Origin of the sequence: Mesorhizobium sp. M1E.F.Ca.ET.041.01.1.1 (genome assembly GCF_003997355.1) — a bacterium.
Classification (GTDB): domain Bacteria; phylum Pseudomonadota; class Alphaproteobacteria; order Rhizobiales; family Rhizobiaceae; genus Mesorhizobium.
The window spans coordinates 1-5,005 of record NZ_RZSL01000465.1 but is presented as its reverse complement, the minus strand read 5'-3'; the positions used below and the strand labels follow the sequence as shown (position 1 = coordinate 5,005).

The 5,005-nt window shown below is 64.3% G+C and carries 6 protein-coding genes and 1 pseudogene; all 7 read left to right on the top strand.

The window, feature by feature from the left end; translation table 11 throughout:
• Nucleotides 1–464 (top strand): annotated as a pseudogene (locus EOA38_RS27890) (NmrA family NAD(P)-binding protein); the annotation flags it as partial.
• Between the two features lie 366 nt (nt 465–830).
• Complete coding sequence (locus tag EOA38_RS27885; protein WP_127300733.1) at nt 831–1,100, top strand: acylphosphatase; 270 nt, start codon at nt 831–833, stop codon at nt 1,098–1,100.
• A gap of 162 nt (nt 1,101–1,262) precedes the next feature.
• Nucleotides 1,263–1,913, top strand: a complete 651-nt coding sequence (locus EOA38_RS27880) for a Rieske (2Fe-2S) protein (RefSeq protein ID WP_127300732.1) — start codon at nt 1,263–1,265, stop codon at nt 1,911–1,913.
• The gene (locus EOA38_RS27875) at nt 1,910–2,755 is read left to right on the top strand and encodes an aromatic ring-hydroxylating dioxygenase subunit alpha (RefSeq protein WP_127300731.1); all 846 of its coding nucleotides are present in this window, start codon (nt 1,910–1,912) and stop codon (nt 2,753–2,755) included. Before EOA38_RS27880 ends, EOA38_RS27875 begins: the two co-directional genes overlap by 4 nt.
• Complete coding sequence (locus EOA38_RS27870) at nt 2,752–3,405, top strand: glutathione S-transferase family protein (RefSeq protein ID WP_126090772.1); 654 nt, start codon at nt 2,752–2,754, stop codon at nt 3,403–3,405. The genes EOA38_RS27875 and EOA38_RS27870 overlap by 4 nt, the downstream gene beginning before the upstream one ends.
• A 1-nt stretch (nt 3,406) precedes the next feature.
• Nucleotides 3,407–4,786 carry an amidohydrolase gene (locus EOA38_RS27865; RefSeq protein ID WP_127300730.1) on the top strand — a complete coding sequence of 460 codons (1,380 nt, stop codon included), beginning with the start codon at nt 3,407–3,409 and terminating at the stop codon, nt 4,784–4,786.
• A 33-nt stretch (nt 4,787–4,819) separates the two neighbouring features.
• The coding region (locus EOA38_RS27860) for a twin-arginine translocation signal domain-containing protein (protein WP_189434959.1) at nt 4,820–5,005 on the top strand (186 nt) is incomplete at its 3' end.

Here is a 5,005-nt window from a genome sequence, read left to right as displayed (position 1 = left end):
CCACCTGGTTCATGCAGAACTTCTCGGAACAACAGCATCTCGCAACAATCAGGGACGAGAGTGCGATATATTCTGCGACCGGTGCCGGGAAGGTCGGCTTCATTGACGTGGGCGATATCGCCGACGCGGCAGTTGAAGCGCTCCTTGCAAAAAAATCATGGAATACGGACTTCATTCTGACCGGGCCGGAGGCATTGTCCTATGCCGACATAGCGGCCAAGCTCACCAAGGCACTCGGGCGCAAGATCGAGCATGTAAGTCTGAGCGTCGAGTTGCTCACCGAGCGTTATCGGCGAGGCGGGCTGGACGAAGCCTATGCGAAAGTGCTCGCCGCGATGGACGCAAACATCGAGCAGGGAAGTGAGGACCGCGTGACCGATGGCGTGCTTAGGATGACCGGTCATCAGCCAACAACGGCCGATGAGTTTATCCTCCGGAACAAAGGTCGCTGGGAAAAGGGATGACGTGAGCAGCGTGACAAGCGTATCGCTTGTTCGACTGTAGCGACTTGTTCACCTGTTCCAACACAACGGGGTCCGAGGGCGTTCCTTCGCCGCCACCAAGGGCAGATCAATCCCAAGGTCCCGGTTGAACAATTCGCGAACCTTCATCATCCGAGCGTCGATGTAGCTAAGATCAATGCCCGCCAATCCCGCGACCTCGGCTCCTGTTTCGCGCGCGAGACGGAAGGCATAGTTGCGAGCGCATCCGGAAGAGGGAGTGTCCTCTAAAAGGACCAGGATGCTGTTCACGGCGCTTGGTCAGGTGCTTCAGCGATTGAGCACAATGCAGATAGATAGATATATTCTGTTTCATTGCCGAGGGTTTCTATGAGCGAGCAAAATCGATACTCCTGGCGGGAGCACATGACGATCCTCGGCGATGTCGAGGCGGCATCCTTCCTTCCGTGGATCGAGCGTCATGCCGCCAAGCTCGGGCTCGCGCAGGCATTATGCGTTGCCGGTCCCGACCGCATCGAACTCGACATTACCGGTCCGGCCGAGCTCATCGACATGATGGAGATGGGGTGCTCTCTTGGACCAATCGATGTCTGGGTCGAGGCCATCCGCCGGGCGCCGATCGAGAGCGAATCGGGCTAGGGTTTGAAGCTCGCTGGCCTTGCCGGGGAGACGTGAATGCCCCTTTTTTGGGCATTATTGCCAGTGAGGAAATGTTGTGCAAACGTAACCCGGGCCTATTAGCATATCCTTGACCGCGAAGCTGCGCTCGGGAAGATGCTGGTGTTGTTTGAAAGTTGATGCATGCCGCCTTATCCGACCGGCTCATGGATGCCTGTTGCCCTCTCCGCGGACTTGCCGGCGGGAACCGTGATGCCAGCGCAATCCCCAGTCGGACCGATTGCCCTTTGGCGAAGCCGCTCCGGCCGTGCGGCGGCCTTCGCCGATAGATGCCCTCATCGCGGCATGCGGCTTTCCCATGGCTTCGTGCGCGGCGAGGCCCTGTCCTGCATCTATCACGGCTGGAGCTATGCCCAGGCGGGAAACTGCCTGCGCATTCCGGCCCATCCGGGGCTGGCGCCGCCGGAGACAATTCGCGTAGCGACCCAGGCCGTCGAGGACAGCGGTGGGCTCATATGGATTTCCGTCGGCGAAGCCGCTGCCCCGCCGCCGCGGCTCGACGGCCTTACCCCGCTGCGCTCCATGATGGTGGAGGCGGACATCGCGGCGCTGGAGGCGGCCGCGGGCGCGAAGGCCAACGACGGCCTGCTCGACCATACCCACGATGGCCGGACGCTGCGGCTGCTGCTTGCCCCCGAAGGGGAAGCGCGGACGCTCATGCATGTTCTGGTGGGCGAGGACGCCAATCCGACCGAGCGGATCGCCGCGTCGCGGGCCGCCGAAACGCTGCGGCGGGCGGCCGAGGGCATTCGGCGCGGCAGGGCCGTCCAATGACCCGCAATGCGATGATCGACGAATGGTATCCGGTCGGCCTCGCCAGCCAGCTCGATGCGCAGGGGCGCAAGACGGCCCTCATGGGCGAACCGATCGAAGTGCGGCTCGGCGACGACGGCAACGCCATGGTCACAGGGGGCAACGGACGCGCCCTGCCGGTCTGCGTGCGCTATGGCCATGTCTGGGCGTCGCCCGGTGATCCGCATAAGGCGCTGTTTGCGATCCCCGAGGCCGATCAGCCCGGCCGCCGGCTTGTCGATGTCGGGGTGGTGCGCGTGCGTTGCTCGCCGTTGCGCGCGGTCGAGAACTTCCTGGACATTGCGCATTTTCCGTTCGTCCATACCGACATATTGGGGGCCGAACCGCATACGGAGGTCCAGAGCTACAAGGTCGAGATCCGCGAGGACGAGGACGAGGTTTGGGCGACCCAGGTTAAGTTCTACCAGCCGCAGGCCGCCAAGTCGGCGCAAGGCGGCATAACCACGGAATACATGTATCGCGTGCCCGCGCCGACCTGCTCGATCCTCTACAAGACCTGTCCGCCGCGCCCGGGCGAATGGGACGTCATCACGCTTTTCGTGCAGCCTCTTGCCGAAGACCTGTGCGACGTGTGGCCATGGATGGCGCTGTTCGACGACGAGACGCCGATGACAGACCTGATCCATTTCCAGCAGACGATCTTCGTCCAGGACCGGTCGATCCTTGAAAACCAGATTCCGGGGCTGCTGCCGCTCGATCCCGGCATGGAGATTCCCACGCGAGCCGACCTGACGTCGGTTGCCTACCGGCGCTGGCTGAAACGCCATGGCTACACCTACGGCGCGCAACTGGTGGCGCAATGAAGCTCTACGACTACGTGCTGTCGCCGAGCTGCTACAAGGCGCGCCTGATGGCTGCGCTGGCCGGGGTGAAGCTCGACATCCGGCCCGTCGACTTCCATCCCGGTGCCGAGCATCGCGGTCCCGAACTTATGGCGCTTAACCCGGCGGGTTCGATCCCGATCCTGGAGGATGGCGACCTCGTGCTGACCGAATCCTCGGCCATGCTGGTCTACCTCGCCGCGAAGGCGGCACCGCAATGGCTGGGCAACGATACGGCCGCAGAGGCGGCGCGCGTCCAGCAATGGCTTTCCTTCTCGCATCGGCTGACCGCCAGCCTGGGGGCGGCGCGCCTGCATGAGATGCTGCTGCGTCCGGGCAATATCGATGTCCTTCAGGGACAGGGGACAACGGCCCTGCGGGAGCTGGAAGCCGGCCTCGTCGAACAGCATATCCGCGGCCAGCGCTTCCTCGCGTCGGACCGGCCGAGTGTCGCCGACATCGCCTGCTTTCCCTATGTGGCGCTGGCGCCGGACGGCGGCGTCTCGCTCGATCCCTATCCCGTGATCCGGCTGTGGTCGCGGGCGATCCGCGGTCTCGACGGCTTCATCGAGATGCCCGGCATCCACCGGCTGCACGAGCTCAGACCCGAGCCCGTCCCAGGCGAGACCTGACGTGGCGGGCTATCTGTTGAAGAACTGCGCTGCGGTCATCGTGGACGATGGCAACGGTCCGCGCGTCCGTCGCAATGTCGATGTGTTGACTGACGGCCCGGCGATACGGGCCATCGGCGAAGGCCTCGACAACGGGGAGATGCCTGTCGGGACCGTCGCGCAGGATGCTGCCGGCTGGTTCGTCTATCCCGGCCTCGTCAACACCCATCACCACTTCTTTCAGTGCTTCGTGCGCAACCGCGCCGATCTGGACTGGACGAAGCTGTCGGTCATCGAATGGCTCGACCGCATCTATCCCATCTTCTCGCGGCTGACCGAGGAGTGCTTCTATCACGCATCGGTCACGGCCATGGCAGAGTTGATAAAGCACGGCTGCACGACGGCGTTCGACCATCAGTACTGCTTTCCGCGGCATGCCGGCAAAAGGCTGATCGACCGGCAGTTCGAGGCGGCCGAACTGCTCGGCATGCGCTTCCATGCCGGACGTGGCGGCAACACGCTGCCGAAATCGGAAGGCTCGACCATCCCCGACGCCATGCTGGAAACGACGGACGAGTTCATCGCCGACTGCGCCCGGCTGATCGACGCCTACCATGATGCCGGTCGCTTCGGCATGCGCCAGGTCGTCGTCGCGCCCTGCCAGCCGGTCAACTGCTATCGCGAGACATTCGTGGAATCGGTGGCGCTGGCGCGCGACCGCAAGGTGCGCATGCATACCCATGTCGGCGAGGGCGAAAGCCCGGTCATGCAGGCCCGCCATGGCCTGCGCACCGTGGACTATTGCGCGGAGATAGGCTTCTGCGGGTCGGATGCCTTCTATGCCCATTGCTGGGAGCTGACCCACGACGAGTTGCGCAAGATGGCGGCGAGCGGCACCGGCGTCTCGCATTGCCCTGAGCCGGTCTATCTCGTCGGCGCCGAGATCACCGACATACCGGCGATGTCGGCCCTCGGGCTCAGTGTCGGACTGGGCTGCGACGGCGCCGCCTCGAACGACAATTCCAACCTGATGCACTGCATCCATTCCGCCTACATGCTGCAATGTCTGGCGGCGTCGACGCGCGACCATCCGGTGCCGCCGCCGGCCGATTTTCTCGGCTATGCGACGACCGGGGGCGCGGCGCTGCTCGGGCGCGGCGACATCGGCAGGCTGGCGCCCGGCATGGCCGCCGACCTGTTCGCCATCGACACGCGGCGCATGGACTATGTCGGCACGCGGCATGATCCGCTGAGCCTGCTGGCCAAGGTGGGCATCGGCACGCCGACCGACATGACGATGATCAACGGCCGCATCGTCTGGGCCAAGGGAGAATTCCCGGGGCTCGACGAGGCCAGGCTGTTCGCGCAAGCCGAGGCGGCGCTCGCGACCGTGGAATTCTAGAAGCCAAAACCAAAAGCAAGGGGAACCGACATGCTGACAAATCTTACCCGCAGAACATTGATGAAGGGCGCTGCCGCTACCGGGCTCGTCGCCGCGGTGGGCAGCCGCGCGCTTGCCGCCGACGAACCGCTGGGCATCGTGCTTGTGGTCCCCTCGCCGGTCGGCGACGTCGGCTGGGGCCGTGCGCTGGCCGACGGGCTCGAGCCGGTCAAGGCCGCC

What these genes read in the sequence shown, in the direction of transcription:
- EOA38_RS27885 (WP_127300733.1), top strand. Translation starts at nt 831, where the DNA reads ATGAGCGAGCAAAATCGATACTCCTGGCGGGAGCACATGACGATCCTC.
- EOA38_RS27880 (WP_127300732.1), top strand. Translation starts at nt 1,263, where the DNA reads ATGCCGCCTTATCCGACCGGCTCATGGATGCCTGTTGCCCTCTCCGCG.
- EOA38_RS27875 (WP_127300731.1), top strand. Translation starts at nt 1,910, where the DNA reads ATGACCCGCAATGCGATGATCGACGAATGGTATCCGGTCGGCCTCGCC.
- EOA38_RS27870 (WP_126090772.1), top strand. Translation starts at nt 2,752, where the DNA reads ATGAAGCTCTACGACTACGTGCTGTCGCCGAGCTGCTACAAGGCGCGC.